This is a genomic window from Sphingobium sp. CR2-8 (genome assembly GCF_035818615.1).
Lineage (GTDB): Bacteria > Pseudomonadota > Alphaproteobacteria > Sphingomonadales > Sphingomonadaceae > Sphingobium.
This window is the reverse complement of the sequence record NZ_JAYKZY010000002.1, coordinates 1,354,700-1,371,891: the sequence shown is the minus strand read 5'-3', so window position 1 is coordinate 1,371,891 and position 17,192 is coordinate 1,354,700. Positions and strand designations below refer to the sequence as shown.

Annotated in this window: 15 protein-coding genes; 8 read left to right on the top strand and 7 right to left on the bottom strand. The window is 62.1% G+C overall.

From position 1 onward, the window contains the following. Positions 1-140 precede the first annotated feature (140 nt). Positions 141-764: a YceI family protein gene (locus U5A82_RS10585; RefSeq protein WP_326290721.1), complete on the top strand. Its 624-nt coding sequence runs from the start codon at positions 141-143 to the stop codon at positions 762-764. Positions 765-1,016: 252 nt separating this feature from the next. Continuing rightward, positions 1,017-2,690, top strand: coding sequence for a 2-isopropylmalate synthase (gene leuA, locus U5A82_RS10580; protein ID WP_326290719.1), 1,674 nt, complete (start codon positions 1,017-1,019; stop codon positions 2,688-2,690). A 112-nt stretch (positions 2,691-2,802) separates the two neighbouring features. Here the strand turns inward: leuA and U5A82_RS10575 are convergent, their stop codons facing one another. Then, on the bottom strand, positions 2,803-4,176 hold the full coding sequence (locus tag U5A82_RS10575; protein ID WP_326290718.1) for a M20/M25/M40 family metallo-hydrolase: 1,374 nt from the start codon (positions 4,174-4,176) through the stop codon (positions 2,803-2,805). A 193-nt stretch (positions 4,177-4,369) separates the two neighbouring features. Between U5A82_RS10575 and U5A82_RS10570 the strand changes: the two genes are divergently transcribed. From U5A82_RS10570 to trmFO, 3 genes are all read left to right on the top strand, one after another. Continuing rightward, complete coding sequence (locus tag U5A82_RS10570; RefSeq protein ID WP_326290716.1) at positions 4,370-5,671, top strand: dicarboxylate/amino acid:cation symporter; 1,302 nt, start codon at positions 4,370-4,372, stop codon at positions 5,669-5,671. Positions 5,672-5,980: 309 nt separating this feature from the next. Continuing rightward, positions 5,981-6,754 carry a GGDEF domain-containing protein gene (locus U5A82_RS10565; RefSeq protein ID WP_326290714.1) on the top strand — a complete coding sequence of 258 codons (774 nt, stop codon included), beginning with the start codon at positions 5,981-5,983 and terminating at the stop codon, positions 6,752-6,754. 287 nt (positions 6,755-7,041) lie between these two features. Next, positions 7,042-8,385: a methylenetetrahydrofolate--tRNA-(uracil(54)-C(5))-methyltransferase (FADH(2)-oxidizing) TrmFO gene (gene trmFO / locus U5A82_RS10560; RefSeq protein ID WP_326290713.1), complete on the top strand. Its 1,344-nt coding sequence runs from the start codon at positions 7,042-7,044 to the stop codon at positions 8,383-8,385. Between the two features lie 16 nt (positions 8,386-8,401). On the opposite strand, the gene U5A82_RS10555 is transcribed toward trmFO, so the two are convergent. Both U5A82_RS10555 and U5A82_RS10550 read right to left on the bottom strand, forming a co-directional pair. After that, entirely contained in the window at positions 8,402-8,866 is a 465-nt protein-coding gene (locus tag U5A82_RS10555; protein ID WP_326290711.1) for an EF-hand domain-containing protein, read from the bottom strand. Between the two features lie 42 nt (positions 8,867-8,908). After that, the gene (locus U5A82_RS10550) at positions 8,909-9,571 is read right to left on the bottom strand and encodes a squalene/phytoene synthase family protein (RefSeq protein WP_326290709.1); all 663 of its coding nucleotides are present in this window, start codon (positions 9,569-9,571) and stop codon (positions 8,909-8,911) included. A 121-nt stretch (positions 9,572-9,692) separates the two neighbouring features. Here U5A82_RS10550 and U5A82_RS10545 point away from each other — a divergent pair, with 121 nt between their 5' ends. From U5A82_RS10545 to U5A82_RS10535, 3 genes are read left to right on the top strand one after another with little or no spacing between them, the layout of a single operon-like run. Beyond that, complete coding sequence (locus U5A82_RS10545) at positions 9,693-11,339, top strand: TadE/TadG family type IV pilus assembly protein (protein WP_326290708.1); 1,647 nt, start codon at positions 9,693-9,695, stop codon at positions 11,337-11,339. Next, entirely contained in the window at positions 11,336-11,935 is a 600-nt protein-coding gene (locus tag U5A82_RS10540) for a TadE/TadG family type IV pilus assembly protein (RefSeq protein ID WP_326290705.1), read from the top strand. Before U5A82_RS10545 ends, U5A82_RS10540 begins: the two co-directional genes overlap by 4 nt. Before the next feature lie 8 nt (positions 11,936-11,943). Then, entirely contained in the window at positions 11,944-12,585 is a 642-nt protein-coding gene (locus tag U5A82_RS10535) for a TadE/TadG family type IV pilus assembly protein (protein ID WP_326290704.1), read from the top strand. Between the two features lie 133 nt (positions 12,586-12,718). On the opposite strand, the gene U5A82_RS10530 is transcribed toward U5A82_RS10535, so the two are convergent. The 4 genes from U5A82_RS10530 to eno form a co-directional block, all read right to left on the bottom strand. Then, positions 12,719-14,104 carry a pyruvate dehydrogenase complex E1 component subunit beta gene (locus U5A82_RS10530; protein WP_326290702.1) on the bottom strand — a complete coding sequence of 462 codons (1,386 nt, stop codon included), beginning with the start codon at positions 14,102-14,104 and terminating at the stop codon, positions 12,719-12,721. Further along, on the bottom strand, positions 14,104-15,183 hold the full coding sequence (gene pdhA, locus U5A82_RS10525; protein ID WP_326290700.1) for a pyruvate dehydrogenase (acetyl-transferring) E1 component subunit alpha: 1,080 nt from the start codon (positions 15,181-15,183) through the stop codon (positions 14,104-14,106). Before pdhA ends, U5A82_RS10530 begins: the two co-directional genes overlap by 1 nt. 233 nt (positions 15,184-15,416) lie before the next feature. Further along, positions 15,417-15,728: an FtsB family cell division protein gene (locus U5A82_RS10520; protein ID WP_326290698.1), complete on the bottom strand. Its 312-nt coding sequence runs from the start codon at positions 15,726-15,728 to the stop codon at positions 15,417-15,419. A gap of 79 nt (positions 15,729-15,807) precedes the next feature. After that, positions 15,808-17,082 (bottom strand): phosphopyruvate hydratase, encoded by a 1,275-nt coding sequence (gene eno / locus U5A82_RS10515; RefSeq protein WP_326290696.1) that lies wholly within the window; start codon positions 17,080-17,082, stop codon positions 15,808-15,810. Positions 17,083-17,192: the final 110 nt, after the last annotated feature.

Sequence of the window (17,192 nt, the reverse complement as noted above, 5' to 3'; positions counted from 1 at the left end):
CTATGCGTTTCATATGCGATAGTAGTTTGAGAGAGGGGCTTTAGCGGGAACGATCCGTTTCCGCTTACGGCTCTGGCGCAATCGAGGGGCGTAGCTTATTCAAGCTGCGCCCCTTGAGCGTTTTACGGAGAGTCTGTCCTATGAAGAAGTTTCTCATCCCCGCCGCCGCCCTCATCGCGATCGCTGGCGGCACCGTCGTCGTCGCCCAGATGCCCACCAGCGCACCCGGCACGAAGGACATCGCGAAAGTCACCGGCGGCACCTACAAGGTCGATGGCGGCCATACCCAGGTCGTCTTCGCCTGGGACCATATGGGCTTCACCAATAATGCGGGCACGATCGCCGAGCCGACCGGCACGCTGACCCTGGACAAGGCGAACCCCGCCGCATCGAAGGTATCGGTCACCTTCACCATCGCCAATCTGCGCACCGGCGTGGCGAAGCTGGACGAGCATCTGATGAAGCCCGACTTCTTCGACGCCGCCAAATTCCCGACCGCGACCTTCGTGTCCACCAGCGTGAAGCCGGAAGGCGCCAGCGGTGCGGCCATCACCGGCAACCTGACCATCAAGGGCGTGACCAAGCCGGTCACGCTGGACGCCGAATTTTACGGCGCGGGCGTGCAGCCGATGAGCAAGAAGGAAAATGTCGGCTTCGTCGCCACCGGCACGATCAAGCGCAGCGAATTCGGCATGGGCTATGGCGTGCCCGTCGTGGGCGATGCGATCGAACTCAAGATCATCGCCGGTTTCGAAAAGCAGTAAGCCGACCGCACGACATATTGCATCAAAGAACGGGGCCGACTTGCATGTCGGCCCCGTTTTGCGTTAAGGCCCGTTCCATCATGCAGCGCGTCACGCTTCTTACCCTGCTACGACTTACACGCCCTTAGGCGTGGCTTTTGTGCTGCCGTCCGGCTAAGGGCAGCGTCGATCCGCCTAAGGGCATTCATCATAGTCAAGTCGTATATCGAAAAGCGCCTGCGCTTTTCGACCGCCAAGAAGTAGTTTGATCCCATGATGCTGACCGATCCTTCCCAGAAATACCGCGCCTTTCCGCAGGTGGACCTGCCCAATCGCCAATGGCCTGCCCAGGTCATCACCGCGCCACCGCGCTGGCTGTCGACCGACATGCGCGACGGCAACCAGTCGCTGATCGATCCCATGAATGCGGAAAAGAAGCGCCGCTTCTTCGACCTGCTCCTTAAGGTCGGCGTCAAGGAAATCGAGATCGGTTTCCCGGCCGCAGGCGCGACCGAGTTCGACTTCATTTCAGGCCTCGTCCGCGACGGCGCGATCCCCGACGACGTGATCGTCCAGGTGCTGACGCAGGCGCGCGCCGACCTGATCGCCACCACCTTCGAATCGCTGCGCGGCGCGCCCAGGGCGATCGTCCATGTCTACAACGCCGTGTCGCCCGCCTGGCGCAACATCGTGTTCCAGATGAGCCGCCCGGAGATCAAGGAGATCGCCGTCAACGCCGCCAAGCTGCTGCGCGACAATGCGGCGGCCCAGCCCGACACCGACTGGCATTTCGAATATTCGCCCGAAACCTTCTCCACGGCCGAGCTGGATTTCAGCCTGGAATGTTGCGAGGCGGTGATGGATATCCTCCAGCCCACGCCCGACCGGCCGCTGATCCTGAACCTGCCCGCGACGGTCGAATGCGCCACGCCCAACATCTATGCCGACCAGATCGAATGGATGTGCCGCAACATTTCCAAGCGCGACAGCGTCGTCATCTCGCTGCATCCGCATAATGACCGGGGCACCGGCGTCGCGGCGGCCGAGCTGGGCCTGATGGCGGGCGCGGACCGCGTCGAAGGCTGCCTGTTCGGCAATGGCGAACGGACCGGCAATTGCGATCTGGTGACCGTGGCGCTCAACATGTACACGCAGGGCATCAACCCGCTGCTGGACTTCAGCGACATCGACGAAGTCATCCAGACCGTCGAATATTGCAACCAGCTGCCCGTCCACCCGCGCCATCCCTATGCCGGGGAACTGGTGTTCACGGCCTTCTCCGGCAGCCATCAGGACGCGATCAAGAAGGGCTTCGCCGCACAGGAAGCGCGCAACGACCTGATCTGGGACGTGCCCTATCTGCCGATCGATCCCAAGGATCTGGGCCGCGACTATGAAGCGGTGATCCGCGTCAATTCGCAATCGGGCAAGGGTGGCGTCGCCTGGGTGTTGCAACAGGACAAGGGCTACAAGATGCCCAAGCGGATGCAGGCAGAATTTTCCAAGGTGGTGCAGGCCTTTGCCGACGAAAGCAGCCGCGAACTCAACGCCGCCGATATCTGGAGCGCCTTCCAGGACCATTACCGCCTGAGGGGCGAGCAGGCCTATAGCCTGGTCGACTATCATGAGAGCGGCGTCGCGGGCGACCGCATCTTCACCGGCAAGATCGTCCATGACGGCGCGGAGCGCTCGATCTCCGGGCGCGGCAACGGCCTGCTCTCCTCGGTACTGGCCGCGCTGCGCGACGAATTCGGCGTGCAGCTGGAGATCGCCGACTATAGCGAACATGCGATCGGCGCGGGCAGCGACGTGAACGCCGCCGCCTATGTTGAATGCCGCACGCCTGATGGCCGCACCGTCTTTGGCGTGGGCACCGACGCGGACGTGGCGACGGCTTCGGTCCAGGCCGTGCTGTCCGCCGCGAACGGGATCGCGGCCAGGGGTTAATCCCCCTTCCTCCTGACAGCCGTTCGGTTCGAGCAGCTTCGAGCAAAGTCGAGAAACGTCCGTCGAGAACAATTCTCGACAGGCTCGAACCGAACGGGTTCAGGGACAGGCCCTACTTCGCCAAGGCCCTTACCACCCGGTCCCATTGCTCCAGCGATTGCGCGATGCCCGCCACCGGCACCCGCTCGTCCAGCCCATGGGCGAACCCGTCCCCCGCCTTCATGAACAGGCTGGACACGCCGTAGCTCGGCACCCCCAGCGCCCGGAAATAGACGCTGTCGGTGGCCCCTGCCGACATGCCCGGCATCACAGCGATCCCCGGCGCCCGCGCCGTCACCGCGTCGCGCACTGCCTTCATCACGTCGGCGCGCAAGGGGGAGGCGTCGCTTGCCAGCGGATCGCCCAATGTCGTCACGGTCGCATCCGGGTCCGCCACGATCCTGGTCAGTTCCGCCTTGACGTCATCGATTGCGACACCGGGAAAGATGCGGCAATTCACCTGCACCTTCGCGCTTTGCGGCAGGGCGTTCAAGGCATGGCCCGCCTGCGCCATGGTCGCGACGCAGGTCGTGCGCACCTGCCCCACAAACTCCGGCCGCGACGACAGCAATGCCGCCGCCGCCCCGTCGCCCGTTTCCGCATAGTGCCGCATCGCCTGCCCCACCTCCCCGCCGATCCGGTCGCCGGACAGCAAAAGCGACGCTTTCGTCAGGTCGTTGCGCATCGGGGGAAACTGATAGGCCGCGATCGCGTCGATCGCCTTCGCCAGCCGATAGATGGGATTGCCCGGCGTCGGCGCGCTCGAATGGCCGCCGGGGTCGGTAAAGCCGATCTCGAAATCGGCATAGGTCTTCTCGCCCGCCTGCACCTGGTAGAGAACCGGCTCCCCTTCGTCATTCAGCAGCCCGCCGCCGCTATCGCCGTTCAGCACCAGCGCCGCGTCCTTGTAGCGCCCGGCCAGCGCCTTGGTCGTCGCCATCGCGGTTTCCTCGTCCCCCGACAGAGCCAGGATGACGGTTCGGCGGGGTTTCCAGCCCGCCTTGCGCCACCGCGCCATGGTCGCGACCATCATCGCGACATCATATTTATTATCCTCCGCGCCCCGGCCGAAAATATAGCCGCCCTCCTCTACCGGCACGAAGGGATCGCGGGTCCAGTCGGCACGGTTCGCCGCCACCACATCCATATGCCCGATCATCAACAGGGGTTTGAGCGCCGCATCGCTGCCCTTGAGCGTCGCGGTCAACATTGCCGTCTCGCCGATCGACGTGACGACGACATCCGCATCGGCGAAGCCTGCGGCTTTGAGCACCCCGGCATAATAGGCCGCAAGTCCCGGCACCTGCCCCGCTCCCTCGACCGTACGGAACGCGACCGAGCGCATCAGGATTTCCTTCGCCACCCCCGCGTCGGCCGCGGCCATCGCGCCATGCGGCAGAGCCAGCATCGCCGCGATCATCCCCCATCCATAATGCCGCCGCTGCATCAATCCGCACTCCCTGATGAACCTTGCCTGCTTCTGTGGCATAGTGGATTATGCGCGCCAATGCGTCGAACAGGCAAAGCCGTGGAAAGAGGACCACCTTATCCGCGTTGCATCCCCCTAAAGAATTGCTTGCGCGCAATCGGATCGTCAGTTCCCATATGGCGTAGCGGCACGCCCCACAGGAATGAAGCCCATGGCCATCAACTATCGCAGTTTCGGATTTCAGGTATTGGCCGGCATGGTCGTGGGCCTGTTGCTGGGCCTTGTCGCACGCCAGATCGGCGCAGGGCCGGACGGCGACCTCAACTGGCTGGCGACCACGCTCAAAACGGTCGGGTCGATCTTCGTCTCGCTGTTGAAGGCGATCGTGCCGCCGCTCGTCTTCGCCGCCATCGTCGCGTCGATCGCCAACCTGCGCGCGCTCGACAATGCGGCGCGGCTGGCCGGGCAGACCTTGCTCTGGTTCGCCATCACCGCGCTGATCGCCGTCGCCATCGGCATCACCATCGGCGTCATCGTCCAGCCCGGCACGGGCCTGCAAGGCGCGGCCCTCCCCATGGGCAAGAGCGACAGCATGGGCGGCTGGCTCGATTTCCTCAAAGGCCTGGTGCCCGCCAACAGCCTGGCGCTGTCGGGCAGCACCAAGGTCACGGACGGATCGGCCAGCACCAGCATCGGCTTCAACATCCTGCAACTGCTGGTCATTTCGATCGCCGTCGGCCTCGCTGCCTTGAAGGTCGGGGAAAAGGCCGACGCCTTCCTCTCCTTCGTCCGCTCGCTGCTGGCGGTCGTGCGCGCCATCCTGGGCTGGGTCATCCGCCTGACCCCGATCGGTTCGGCCGCCCTCATCGGCACCGCGATCGCCACCTATGGCTGGAGCGCGCTGGCGCAACTCGGCACCTTCACCGCCGCCATCTATCTCGGCCTCGCGCTGGTGCTGCTGGTCGTCTATCCGACGCTGCTGATCGCCAATGGCCTGAAACCCGGCCCCTTCTTCGCCAAGGCCTGGCCCGCGATCCAGCTTGGCTTCGTCTCGCGCTCCTCGGTCGGCACCCTGCCCGTTACCGAAGCCGTGACCCAGCGTCTGGGCGTGGAGCAAGGCTATGCCGCCTTCGCCATTCCCCTGGCGTCCACCACCAAGATGGACGGCTGCGCCTCCATCTATCCCGCGCTGGCGGCGATCTTCGTCGCGGGCTTCTACGGCATTCCGCTGCATTTCATCGACTATGCGCTGATCGTCTTCGTGTCGGTCATCGGGTCGGCCGCGACGGCCGGACTGACCGGCGCCATCGTGATGCTGACGCTGACCCTCTCGACACTGGGCCTGCCGCTGGAGGGCGTCGGACTGTTGCTCGCCATCGACCCGATCCTCGACATGGGCCGCACGGCCGTGAACGTCGCGGGCCAGGTGCTGGTCGGCGTCATCGTCGCGAAGCGCGAGGGGATACTCGACGAGACGGCCTATTATGGTGAGGGACAGTTGGTGACGGTTTAGCCTCGCTGCCTTCCGCTGTGCCATCCATCATCCACCGCCCGCTTTTACACGTCCGATACCATTGACCGGGCACGCCGTTCGTTTCTAAGGCGCTATGAATATTGGGCGCAAAGCAGAGTCAATGAAGGCGGTATGATGTCTTATTATCAGCAGGCACGGAGCGCTCTGGATTTTCTGGAACATCACCAGCACGAGCCGTCCCCTGCCAATTATGATTTCGCCCTGCGCTATATCATGAATCCGGCATCCAAACTGGCGCATGATGTCGACGATCTGACATCGGACGGCTTGCGACTGACGACCAATGCCATGATGACGCTCGTGGAGCGTCATTCGTCCGAGAATCATGGCTTTGCGCTTGATAAGCGGGAACGCACCGTCGCTCGACAGGCGGACGAGTTGGGAACATTAACCTCAGACGCGCACGACCTTACCGAAGCGCTTGGTCGTGACGTCGGCATCATCGTGAATCAGCCGGATCGCTCTCTGATCAATACGGACAATCTGGTAACCCGCCTGTCCGCTGCGGAGCGCGAGCTTGCGGAATTGCGCGATGACTTCATGACGCTGCGCAACGCAATCGACAATCCTGGGCAACCACGCGCCGATGTCGACCAGGACGAATTGACCCGGGCGCTGAATCAGACTGGCGCATGGCGGGTACTCGAACCGCTGTTGAGAGAAGGGCATAGCTATGTGCTGATCATGTTCGTCATCGATGATCTGGTCAGCATCAACGCCAAATTCGGGCGCGAAGTGGGCGACAACGTGCTCAATGCCTTTGCCGCGACTTTGCGACAGGAATTCCCCAAGGAAGATTTGATCCGCTGGAACGGGAACGAGTTTCTCATCGTGGCGACCGATATCGCAGCGACGGCAGCCCGTATTCAAACAGACGAAGCCCTGGCCGCTTTTGCGGCGCGGCGGCTGAGGTTGCGCGGCACGGGAGAATGGATCGGCACCGTCACCGCATCGGCGGGGATCGTGACGAGCAGGGGCGAAGAACCGGAAGCCATATTGGAACTGGCTCGTTCCAGCGCTCTGTCTGCGGTGGAACAGGGTGGCAACCGAACGGTAGGGTGAGACGCCAGGCTCCTGCGGCCGACCCCGAGCGAACAGCATTTCGCAAAAATTCTCCTATTGTGAAGTGCGTTTTGCCAATCACCATTGCTGGAAATGCTGACCCTGCGACGGTGTGAACTTCGCAGCTTTCGCATCTCGCCCTGCCCCGCCGCCTTTGGACAAAAGCACGTCACCCCGCCTGTCCTACTGCCACCCCATCGGCTATAGCCCTTGCTCCAGGCGGCGATATGTCCCACGGACGCCCGCATCATCAGCCTTGTCCCACATAGCCACGAAGTCACACATCCATGCCCCATCATCAGGTCCATATCATCGGCGGCGGCCTCGCCGGAACGGAAGCGGCGTGGCAGTTGGCGCAGGCGGGCATCCGCGTGCGCCTGTCGGAAATGCGGGGCGCGGGCGACATGACCCCGGCGCATCAGACCGAGGGATTGGCCGAACTCGTCTGCTCGAACAGCTTTCGCTCCGACGATGCGGACAAAAATGCCGTGGGCCTGCTGCATCAGGAAATGCGCCGCCTGGACTCGCTCATCATGGCAAGCGCCGAACCGGCCAAGGTGCCCGCCGGCTCCGCGTTGGCGGTCGATCGCCATGTCTTTTCGGGCGCCGTCACCCGCGCGCTGGCCGATCACCCTAATGTGGAGATCGTGCGCGAGCGGATCGACACGCTGCCGACCGATGGCATGACCATCGTCGCCACCGGCCCGCTGACCGCGCCCGCGCTCGCGACCAGCATCGGCCAGGCGGCAGGCATGGAGCATCTCGCCTTCTTCGATGCGATCGCGCCGGTCATCCACTATGACAGCATCGACATGGACCAGTGCTGGATGGCCAATCGCTGGGACAAGATCGGCCCCGGCGGCGGCGAGGGGAAGGATTATATCAACTGCCCGATGGACAAGGAGCAATATCAGGCCTTCGTCCAGGGGCTGCTGGACGGCGAAAAGACCGAGTTCAAGGAATGGGAAGCCAGCACCCCCTATTTCGAGGGCTGCATGCCGATCGAAGTCATGGCGTCACGCGGGCCTGAAACGCTGCGCCACGGGCCGATGAAGCCGATGGGCCTCGACAATCCGCGCACCGGCCGCTGGCCCTATGCGGTCGTGCAGTTGCGGCAGGACAATGCCAGCGGCACGTTGTGGAACATGGTCGGCTTCCAGACCAAGCTGAAACATGGCGCGCAGGTCGAATTGTTCCGCACCATTCCCGGCCTCCAGAATGCCGAGTTCGCGCGGCTGGGCGGGCTGCATCGCAACACCTTCATCCAGTCGCCCAAATTGCTGGATCCGACTTTGCAACTCAAAAGCGCGCCGCATATCCGCTTCGCCGGACAGATGACCGGCTGCGAAGGCTATGTGGAGAGCGCCGCGATCGGCCTGATCGCCGGGCGCTTCGCCGCCGCCGAACTGCTGGGCCGCGACCTGACCCCGCCGCCCGCCGACACGGCGCTGGGCGCGCTGCTCGGCCATGTGACCGGCAATGTGGTGAGCGCCGACTATCAGCCGATGAACGTCAATTTCGGTCTTTTCCCGACACTGGACGAGGTCAAGAAAAAGCAGCGCAAGGAAGCCTATACGGCGCGGGCGCGGGCGTCCTTCGGCGTGTGGATGGGGGAAATGGAACTGGCGTGATCGCCCCATCCCCGTTTCAACATTTACATTTCGCCTTCACCGCCCGCTTGGGCGCAGTCGCGGCGAACTCGGCCGGGGTCAGCTTGCCATCCTTGTCGCCGTCCGCCGCGCCGAACCGATCGGCCGTCGCCACCGCCCATTCCTCGAAGGACAGGAGGTTGTCGCCATCCTTGTCTAGCGCCTTGAACGCCCTGGTCCGGCTGCCCAGCATCTCGACCCGGGTGATAACGCCATCGCGGTTGCGGTCGTAGCGGGCGAAGCGCTTCTGCTCCCGGCTCTGCGGGCTGGCTTCCCCGGGCATGGGCGGCGCATCGCCGACGGCATTGGGGTCGCCCTCCGGCAGCGGCTCGATCTGCGGCGGCGGCGGTGGAGCGGAGGCCAGTTGCGGCACCGGCGCGGTGTCGGCCCGTCCCTGCCACCAGAACAGCCCGCCCGCGACCAGCAACAGCGCCGCCATGCCCCCCGCCAGCATTCGCCCCATGCCTGCCCCCTTCGTCTTGCCGCCAGACCCTATCCCGCCAGCCTAGCGACCGACAAGCGCAATTCGCAACAGTCGCAGCGCCAGCGCGCGCGGCATCCCGACCGGCGCGCCCCGTCCCGCCAGCACATCCTGCCGCGCCAGGGTGAAGGCGATGCGCAACGGTTTCCAGGCCCGCGTCCACCCCGCGCCCTCCGCCTGCGCCAGCGCGTCCCGCGCCAAACCCAGCGCCGCCTGCGCCAGCGCCGGATCGCCGACATGCCCCGCCAGATCCCACAGTGCCCATACCTGCCCCGCTGCATCCAGCCAGGCGGGCACATCCGCGACACCGGCCAGCGCCCGGAACAAGCCGCCGCCGCGCCCGGCCGCATAGTCGCGCAGCCCCTGCACGTCGATCTCCGGCTCGACCACCAATATTTCCCAGCCGTCGATCATCGCGCAAAGACCCGGCGCGCCGATCGCTCCCGTCGCCCGCATGGCGTCGACCACCGGCTCGCCCTGCCCTTTCAAGCCCGCGGCGTCATCCACGACGTCGTTCCACCAGGCAAGGCGCATCTGCCCGATCGTCGGCTCGCTGGTGGTGCGCGCCACCTGCGCCAGCCGTGCATCGAACGCCCAGAGCGCGCGATGCCGCTCGACTTGGCCAGGCCCGGCATGCGCCGACAGCAACAGCGCCAACGGCGGCATGGCATCTTCCGCCACCATCATCGAACAAAGCCTGCAATGACGGGGATCAGGCGGGTTATCGATGCTTTAACCATCTTCCTCATACACATTCTAACGAGTGCGCCTGCATAGGCGAAAAGGCTGCCCGTCCCATTACGGGGACATGGGGCGCGACATGGGTGATTGCGGGCAAATGGGCAAGATTAAGTATCGGGCGTTGAGCTTTCTGGCGACTTTACTGCGCAATCAGGCCGGTAACACACTCGCGATCATGGCGATTGCTCTGATCCCGCTGGCAGGAATGATCGGCGGCGGCCTCGATATGAGTCGCGGCTATTTGGCCAAGACCCGGTTGCAGAACGCCTGCGACGCTGGCGTCCTGGCCGGGCGAAAGGTCATGGCGACCAAGGGCGTGATCGACGATGCCGTGCGGACGGAAGTGCGCAAATATACGACGTTCAACTTCCCGACCGGCTATCTGGGCACGAACCTCGTCGCAACCGACATCAATCCGACCTTGGGCGCCAACGAACAGATAGATCTTTCTTTGTCCGCCACAGTCCCAACGGCAGTTATGCAGTTGTTCGGCAAGAACAGCATTTCCGTCACCGCGACATGCAGCGCGCGCAACGACTATACCAACATCGACATCATGCTGGTGTTGGATACCACCGGGTCGATGGCATGTACGCCCAGCATGAACACGAGCGAGTGCAGCACCTACGCCAATGCTAACAAAGTCGTCAGCAACCTTCCTTTGATCGGCAAGTCGCTAGAGTATATAGTTGAAAATTCGGGCGGTTCGCGCATGGCTGGTTTAAGAACCGCATTGTCGACAATGCAAAGCCAGATGGCGACGATAGAATCCCAAATGAACCTAAGCGATGCCAGTAAACGTAAGCGTGTACGATGGGCGATTGTCCCATTTTCTCAGATGGTCAATGCCGGTTTTAGCACTGATGCGGCAGGAACCAAGTTATACGATCGTCAACCGACATGGTTTAATACTAGTGGATACTACATCCCCAGAAGCTGCAGTTGGTTCGGCGGCAATTGCTATCCGGTAGATCATGACTCCAACTGGTTGAACAATACATGGGATGGTTGTGTGGAAGAGCAATCGACCAGCAACAATATAACCTCCACATCCAGCACGATTCCTTCGACTGCTTATGACATGCTATATGATACAATTCCGTCGTCAACAGCGACTAGATGGCTAGTTGCTGACCCGGACGCTGCCGTCGGTCAATATGCCTGCCCGAAGGCGATGAGCGAATTCAAACAAATGAACGCAACTGATTTCAATAATTACTTTACCGCAGAACGTGGATTTGTAGCAAATGGCGGCACCTATTTAGACTTGGGACTATTATGGGCTGCTCGCCTGTTATCGCGCAGTGGTAATTGGGCCAGCAACAACCCCACATCCTACAATACCTTTCCGGTTAGCCGCTATCTGATCTTCATGACGGATGGCAATATGGATACGGGCAACTCGGGCTATGGCGCATATAATCGAGAGTCCGTCTGGAAACGTGTCACCACGAATGGCGCGATTAGCAGCAGCAATGCCAATCATACCGCCCGCATGCTGCTGACATGCAACGCAATCAAGAATATGGGCGTGAAGATCTACACAATATCTTTCAGTCTTGGTTCCGATCTGAGCGACGACCTGATCGACTGCTCCTCATCTACCAATTCGACCAGTCCCGAATTTGCTTACAAGGCCGACAGCAGCAACCAATTGAATACCGTATTCCGCAATATCGGCGAAAATATTGGCTCGTTGAGGCTTTCGCGATGAAGCGCTTCACAAACTGGCGCCGACGGTTGATCAAAGATCGGCGCGGTGCGTCCATCCCCGAATTTGCGCTGATATTGCTGCCGTTGTGCTTGCTCATCCTGGGCGGCCTCGACATGGGCTATCAGCTCTACGTCCGTTCGGTCGTGCTCGGCGCGATGGAGCGCGCGACGCGGCTCGCCACGCTTCAGACGGTCGACAACACCGCAGTGGAAACCGAAATCGAAACCACGATCAAGCGCATCGCGCCCAATGCCACCGTCAACACGACCAAGGGCAGTTTCAACGCCTACAGCAATATCAACACCATGGAGCGGCTGACAAAGGACACAAATGGAAACAATGTCCTCGACAGCGGCGATTGCTGGGAAGATATCGACGATAACGGCGCGCGCAACGTCGTGGTCAGCGGCAAGGCGGGCAGCATCGGCGGTGCCGACGACATTGTGCGCTACGAGACGACCGTCACCTATAAACGCATATTGCCGATCTGGCGCATCATCGGAATGGGCGACACGGTCACCATGACCGCCAACACTCTGACGAAACGCCAGCCCTATGAAAAGCAAGACCCGGTGGTGCCGAAATGCAAAGCATGACATGCCACATGCGCGCCATGTTCCGCAACCGCGTCCGATCAGCCATAGCAGACCAATCGGGCGTGTCTGCGGTCGAATTCGCGTTGGGCCTGCCGGTCTTGATCGCGTTGACGATGGGCGGTGCAGAAGCAGCCAACATGGCCTACACATCCCAGCAGTTGGGCGATATCGCGACCATGAGCGCCGACAGCGTTGGCCGCGTGAAGGAATCCATCAATAACGGCACCGTCACCGACATATTGTCCGCCATGAAAACCATCAGCGACAAGATCGACCTGCGTAATCGTGGTCGCATCATCGTGTCCAGCATACAGCCGGTGGTCAATGATGCCGGAAACGTCACCAATCAGAAATTGCGCTGGCAACGCTGTACGGGCGCGCTGGTCAAATCATCCGCCTATAGCTCGACGGAAGGCGCGTTGCTCGGTGCGGACGGCATAGTCGTGTCCAGTAACCGCAAGATCGCCGCGTCGAAAGACAATGAGATGATCTTCGTAGAGGTATATTATACCTACAGACCGTTGATATCGTCGGCTTTTCTCGGGACGCCGCAAATGTCCGCCATTGCCGCGATCAGTGTGCGCGAACGATCGAACAACGACATCGGAGCGGGCGGGACGGTGTCCTCCTGTTCGACATACGCCGCCTGAACCGTGCCAATCGGCGGCATGACGTAGCGCCGCCTTCTCCTCGTCATTCGGCCCATGAAGAAGGCGCTGTCGTTTCCGACAGCGCCTTCTTCATTTTGGGATGCACCCGGGCCATCACCGGCCCGGTCCATATTTACCTGTAACACACCTTCTTCGCCGCTGCGACGACGCGTGCGGCGTCGATCAGGGCCGCCTTTTCCAGGTTCGCGGCGTAAGGCAGCGGCACGTCTTCATTGGTGACGCGCAGGACCGGGGCGTCGAGGTCGTCGAAGCCCTGTTCCATCACGACCGCGGCGATTTCCGACGCGATCGAGCAGGTCGGCCAGCCTTCTTCCACCACCACCAGGCGGTTGGTCTTTTTCAGGCTCTCCAGCACCGTCGCAGTGTCGAGCGGGCGCAGCGTGCGCAGGTCGATCACTTCGGCATCGATGCCTTCGCCCGCCAGCGTTTCCGCCGCGTCGAGCGCCAGGCCCACGCCGATCGAATAGCTGACCAGCGTCACGTCCTTGCCCGGGCGCATGATGCGCGCCTTGCCGATCGGCAGGACATAGTCGTCGACCTTGGGCACGTCGAAGCTGCGACCGTAGAGAAGTTCGTTCTCCAGGAACACGACCGGATCGGTCGAGCGGATCGCCGCCTTGAGCAGGCCCTTGGCGTCGGCCGCGTCATAGGGCGCAATGACGATCAGGCCGGGAACGGCGGCATACCAGGGACCGTAATTCTGGCTGTGCTGCGCGCCGACGCGGCTGGCCGCGCCGTTGGGACCGCGAAACACGATCGGGCAGCGCATCTGGCCGCCCGACATATAGTTGGTCTTGGCGGCGGAGTTGATGATGTGGTCGATCGCCTGCATGGCGAAGTTGAACGTCATGAACTCGATGATGGGGCGCAGGCCGCCCATGGCTGCACCCGTACCGATGCCGGCAAAGCCATATTCGGTGATCGGCGTGTCGATGACGCGCTTGTCGCCGAACTCGTCCAGCAGGCCCTGGGTCACCTTGTAGGCGCCCTGATATTCCGCGACTTCCTCGCCCATCACGAAGACGCGCTCGTCCTTGCGCATTTCTTCGGCCATCGCGTCGCGCAGCGCTTCGCGGACCGTCGTCTTGACGAACTCGGTGCCTTCGGGAAGGTCCGGATCCTGCACCGTCGCCTTGGCTTCCGATGCCAGCTTGGACGTGCCGCTCTCCGCCTTCTTGGGCGCTGCCTCGGCGTCGGCCTTGGGCGCTTCCTCGGCCTTGGGGGCTTGTACCTTGGGCGCCGGCGCCTCTTCGCCGTCCTCGCCCGCCATCGTCGCGATGACGGTGCCGACCTTTACGCCTTCGCTCCCTTCGGCGATCAGGATCTGGCCGATCTTGCCTTCATCGACGGCTTCGAATTCCATCGTCGCCTTGTCGGTTTCGATCTCGGCCAGGATGTCGCCGGATTTCACGTCGTCGCCTTCCTTCACCAGCCACTTGGCCAGCGTGCCCTCTTCCATCGTCGGCGAGAGCGCCGGCATCTTGATTTCGATACCCATTAATATTGCTCCACCAACACGTCGGTATAGAGTTCAGCCATGTCCGGTTCGGGCGAGGTTTCGGCGAAATCGGCCGCTTCGGCGACGATCTTGCGGATGTCCTGATCGATCAGCTTGATGTCGTCTTCGCTGACGCCCACTCCGATCAGATATTTCTTCACGCCCTCGATCGGGTCGGACTTGTCGCGCATCGCCTGCACTTCCTCACGCGACCGGTATTTGGCCGGGTCGGACATGGAGTGACCGCGATAGCGATAGGTCTTCATTTCCAGCAGGATCGGGCCATTGCCGCCCTGCACCCACTTCAACGCTTCCTCGGTCGCGCCGCGTACCGCGAGCACGTCCATGCCGTTGACCTGGATACCGGGAATACGGAAGCTTTCGCCACGACGATAGAGCTGGTCCTCGGCCGAAGAGCGGTTGACGCTGGTGCCCATGGCGTACTGGTTGTTCTCGATCACGAAGATGATCGGGAGCTTCCACAGTTCGGCCATGTTGAACAATTCATAGACCTGGCCCTGGTTGGCCGCGCCGTCACCGAAATAGGCGACGCATACGCCGCCATCGCCATTATATTTATGCGCAAAGCCCAGGCCCGCGCCGAGCGACACCTGCGCGCCGACGATGCCATGGCCACCGAAGAATTTATGTTCGACGCTGAACATATGCATCGAACCGCCCTTGCCGCGCGAGATACCCGCTTCGCGTCCGGTCAGTTCGGCCATGATGACCTTGGGATCGATGCCATAGGCGAGCATGTGGCCATGATCGCGATAGCCGGTGATGACGCTATCCTTGCCGGGCTGCAGCGCGGACTGGATGCCCACGGCCACGGCTTCCTGGCCGATATAGAGATGACAGAAGCCGCCGATGAAGCCCAGGCCGTACAACTGGCCGGCCTTCTCCTCGAAGCGGCGGATGAGGACCATCTGCCGATAGAATTCCAGCAATTCTTCCTTGCTGGCCTTGTAATCGGTCGGCGTTTCCGGGCGAGGCCGGTTATGGTCCGCACCGGCGACGGCGGGTGCAGCCGCCTTTGCCTTTGCGCTCGCAGCGCGCGGCGTGGTTGGTTTCGCCAAGGCTATTATCCTTTTGCGTGGGGGTAGGATGGAAGGAAGGCCGATATAGCGGTAGAGTTGCATATATTGCAACGGCGGACGCCTCGAAATCCGGGCAGAACCGACAGCTATCGGTAAAAATCGATGACAGGCGCGGCAGTCTCTACAACCGCGCCCACCAAGCTCGCATCAAAATTACGAAGATCGCATTCACCACGCAAATTCCTTGCGTGCGATCGCAGATGGCGCAAGGCTCAGTTGAGCGGCACGACCACTTCATCATGATGGATGACGCCCAACTGACGGCGGATCAGCTCGTCCGACAGGTCGGGATCGACCCGGCGGGCATTGAGCAAGTCGACTCTATTGTGCAGTTTCGCCCGCGCCAGTTGAGTCGCGTGCAATTCCGTCTTCGCCTCGCGCAATTGGCGCGAATAATCGCCCCAGGCCAGCACGCCGTTCGACCCCAGCACGACATAGCCCGCGAAGAACAGCAGCAAAAGCAGCGCGATCGCGGGGCCGATAGCCGACCATAAGAGGAGACGAAGCTTCGCGATATGCGCCATAAGTCAGATGAATCACAGGAAAAGGCTGGCCGCAAGCGAAAAATACATTGCTTGCGGCCAGCCGAGTCCCTGACGGTTTTTAACGGAAAATCGAACGCCCGGCATAGACCGCGATATCACCCAGTTCTTCCTCGATCCGGATGAGCTGGTTATATTTTGCAAGCCGGTCCGAACGGGCGAGCGAACCGGTCTTGATCTGCCCGCAATTGGTCGCGACGGCGAGGTCGGCGATGGTCGCATCTTCGGTTTCGCCCGACCTGTGCGACATGACGGCGCTGTAGCGCGAACGATGCGCCAGATCGACGGCGGCCAATGTTTCGGTCAGCGTACCGATCTGGTTGACCTTGACCAGCAACGAGTTGGCCAGCCCTTTGCCGATGCCCATCGCCAGGCGCGCGGGGTTGGTGACGAACAGATCGTCGCCCACCAGCTGAACCTTGCCACCAATCTTGTCGGTCAGCGCCTTCCAGCCCTCGAAATCATCCTCGCTCATACCGTCCTCGATCGACTTGATCGGATAGTCGGCGGCCAGCGCGGCCAGATAGTCGGCCATTTCGACCGGCGTCAGCGACAGGCCTTCGCCCGAAATCTCGTAGCGGCCGTTCTTGAAGAACTCGGTCGCGGCGCAGTCCAGCGCCAGCACGACGTCGTCGCCCGGCTTGTAGCCCGCCTTCTCGACCGACAGCATGATGAAGTCGAGCGCATCGCGCGTGGAAGCGATGTTGGGGGCAAAGCCGCCCTCGTCGCCGACCGACGTCGCCAGCCCCTTGTCATGCAGGCCCTTCTTGAGCGTATGGAAGATTTCAGAGCCGATGCGGACGGCGTCGGCGATGCTGTCCGCACCGACCGGCATGATCATGAATTCCTGGAAATCGATCGGGTTGTCGGCATGTTCGCCGCCATTGATGATGTTCATCATCGGCACCGGCAGGACATGGGCCGACACGCCACCGACATAGCGATAGAGCGGCAGGCCACGCGCGTCGGCGGCGGCCTTCGCGGTGGCGAGCGACACACCCAGGATGGCGTTGGCGCCCAGGCGCGACTTGTTCTCCATGCCGTCCAGCGCGATCATCGCGGCGTCGACTTCGCCCTGATCCTCGGCGTCCAGGCCGATCAACTCGCCCGCAATCTCGTCATTGACGGCGGCAACGGCCTGCAACACGCCCTTCCCCAGATATCTGCTCTGGTCGCCGTCGCGCTTTTCCACCGCTTCATAAGCGCCGGTGGATGCGCCCGAAGGCACGGCGGCGCGGCCGAAGCTGCCATCTTCCAGCATGACGTCGACTTCGACGGTTGGGTTGCCCCGGCTGTCGAGAATCTGACGGGCGTGAATATCGAGAATTGCGGTCATGAACGCTCCTGCACTTGCGGTCGTAACGGGTGGCTTGCGGCCGGGAACTCGCGCTCCGCTTAGCCAGCGCCTACTCCGATGGCAATGCAGGGGGTTGCGCGGACGCAAAA

Coding starts and splice junctions, on each gene's coding strand:
- U5A82_RS10550 (WP_326290709.1), bottom strand. CDS start 9,571: ATGATGGTGGCGGAAGATGCCATGCCGCCGTTGGCGCTGTTGCTGTCG.
- U5A82_RS10565 (WP_326290714.1), top strand. CDS start 5,981: ATGATGACGCTCGTGGAGCGTCATTCGTCCGAGAATCATGGCTTTGCG.
- U5A82_RS10570 (WP_326290716.1), top strand. CDS start 4,370: ATGGCCATCAACTATCGCAGTTTCGGATTTCAGGTATTGGCCGGCATG.
- leuA (WP_326290719.1), top strand. CDS start 1,017: ATGATGCTGACCGATCCTTCCCAGAAATACCGCGCCTTTCCGCAGGTG.
- U5A82_RS10540 (WP_326290705.1), top strand. CDS start 11,336: ATGAAGCGCTTCACAAACTGGCGCCGACGGTTGATCAAAGATCGGCGC.
- U5A82_RS10575 (WP_326290718.1), bottom strand. CDS start 4,176: ATGCAGCGGCGGCATTATGGATGGGGGATGATCGCGGCGATGCTGGCT.
- trmFO (WP_326290713.1), top strand. CDS start 7,042: ATGCCCCATCATCAGGTCCATATCATCGGCGGCGGCCTCGCCGGAACG.
- U5A82_RS10530 (WP_326290702.1), bottom strand. CDS start 14,104: ATGGGTATCGAAATCAAGATGCCGGCGCTCTCGCCGACGATGGAAGAG.
- U5A82_RS10535 (WP_326290704.1), top strand. CDS start 11,944: ATGCGCGCCATGTTCCGCAACCGCGTCCGATCAGCCATAGCAGACCAA.
- U5A82_RS10585 (WP_326290721.1), top strand. CDS start 141: ATGAAGAAGTTTCTCATCCCCGCCGCCGCCCTCATCGCGATCGCTGGC.
- U5A82_RS10545 (WP_326290708.1), top strand. CDS start 9,693: ATGGGGCGCGACATGGGTGATTGCGGGCAAATGGGCAAGATTAAGTAT.
- U5A82_RS10520 (WP_326290698.1), bottom strand. CDS start 15,728: ATGGCGCATATCGCGAAGCTTCGTCTCCTCTTATGGTCGGCTATCGGC.
- eno (WP_326290696.1), bottom strand. CDS start 17,082: ATGACCGCAATTCTCGATATTCACGCCCGTCAGATTCTCGACAGCCGG.
- U5A82_RS10555 (WP_326290711.1), bottom strand. CDS start 8,866: ATGGGGCGAATGCTGGCGGGGGGCATGGCGGCGCTGTTGCTGGTCGCG.